The 1,451-nt window shown below is 36.7% G+C and carries 2 protein-coding genes; one reads left to right on the forward strand and one right to left on the reverse strand.

Annotated elements, in window-relative coordinates; all coding sequences use genetic code 11:
* The coding region (gene tnpA, locus FTV03_RS18260) for an IS200/IS605 family transposase (protein WP_180042410.1) at window positions 1-203 on the reverse strand (203 nt) is incomplete at its 3' end.
* Window positions 204-242: 39 nt separating this feature from the next.
* Here tnpA and FTV03_RS17705 point away from each other — a divergent pair.
* Window positions 243-1,451, forward strand: a 1,209-nt coding sequence (locus FTV03_RS17705) for an RNA-guided endonuclease TnpB family protein (protein WP_180042412.1), incomplete at its 3' end; no start/stop codon positions are given.

The following is a 1,451-nucleotide window of genomic DNA, read 5'->3' on the forward strand; positions in this document are numbered from 1 at the left end:
TTCGGGTGCATATCTAACAATAAGTGAATATGATCAGCTTCACCATTGAACTCAATCAAGTCAATCTCCCAATCAGCACAGTTCTTTTTTACAATTTCTTCAAGCCGATTGATCATCTCATTTGAAAGGCATTTCTTGCGATATTTTGTTACCAACACTAAATGATATGTAAGTTTATAAACACAGTGATAATGTGACTTCATTACATTTACACTAAGCAATTAATTTGCTAAATTATAACCATGAAACAACCTTTTTTGAAAGCGTATAAATATCGCATCTATCCTACTTCTGAGCAGAAAGTGCAATTTGAAAAGCACTTCGGATGCACTCGCTTTATTTTCAATTGGGCTTTAGCACTTCAAACTAAAGCTCATTCTGAAACTCAAAAATTATTATCAAAAAAGGATATTCAAGACCAATTAGTTGCCATGAAAAAACAACCTGAATTCGAATGGTTGAACGAGGTGAATAGTCAATCACTTCTTAGTGGGTTACTTCACCTACACACTGCTTACAACAACTTTTTTCAGCGATTAAAGAAAGGCAAGGTTGAATTCAGAAAGATCAAAGGATATAAACCAAATCCTGATGAAAAACGCCCATTAAGTCATCTTGTCGGCTACCCACGGTTCAAATCCAAGAAAATACCGCAACGGTCTTATCAATGCCCTCAGCACGCAACAGTGAGCTTTGAGAACGGATTACTTCATCTACCTAAAATTAAAGGGATAAAAACTGTATTTAGTCGGGTATTTAATGGGAAAATCAAAACTGTCACCATTAGCAAAACAGCGACAGGTAAGTATTATGCTTCGATTTTGGTCGAGTCAGAGTTAGAACTTGTTGCATCAACAACAATTCAAGCTGATCAAACCATCGGAATTGATATGGGTTTGAATCACATGCTCATTCAATCCGATGGTAATAAGGTTGAAAATCCAAAATACTTGCGACAGGCTCAAAACCGACTATCCATACAGCAGAAGATATTTGCTCGAAAGAAGAAAGAATCAAAGAATTATCAACGTCAAAAATTAAGTGTTGCATTCATCCATGAAAAAGTGCGCCTGCAACGCTTAGACCTACATCACAAACTCACGCATTACTTGATCTGTGAAAACCAAGCGACCACGTATGCTGTAGAAGATTTAGGGATAAAAAACATGGTAAGAAATCGAAAATTAGCCAAGTCCATTTCGGATGTGGCTTGGGGTCAATTTCTTACGATATTGCAATACAAGGCAAAATGGTTCGGTAAGAATGTGCTACAAATTGGAAGATTCGTTCCAAGTTCTAAAGCATGTTCATGTTGTGGTTATACTATGACAAAATTGCCACTAAGCATAAGAGAATGGCAATGTCCTGACTGTGAAACAGTGCATGATCGTGATTTGAATGCAAGCTTGAATATACGCAATTTCGCTTTAGCTGATGCACTAGGACATAGT

Source organism: Acinetobacter sp. YH12218 (assembly GCF_013417925.1).
In the GTDB taxonomy this organism is placed as follows: Bacteria; Pseudomonadota; Gammaproteobacteria; order Pseudomonadales; family Moraxellaceae; genus Acinetobacter; species Acinetobacter amyesii.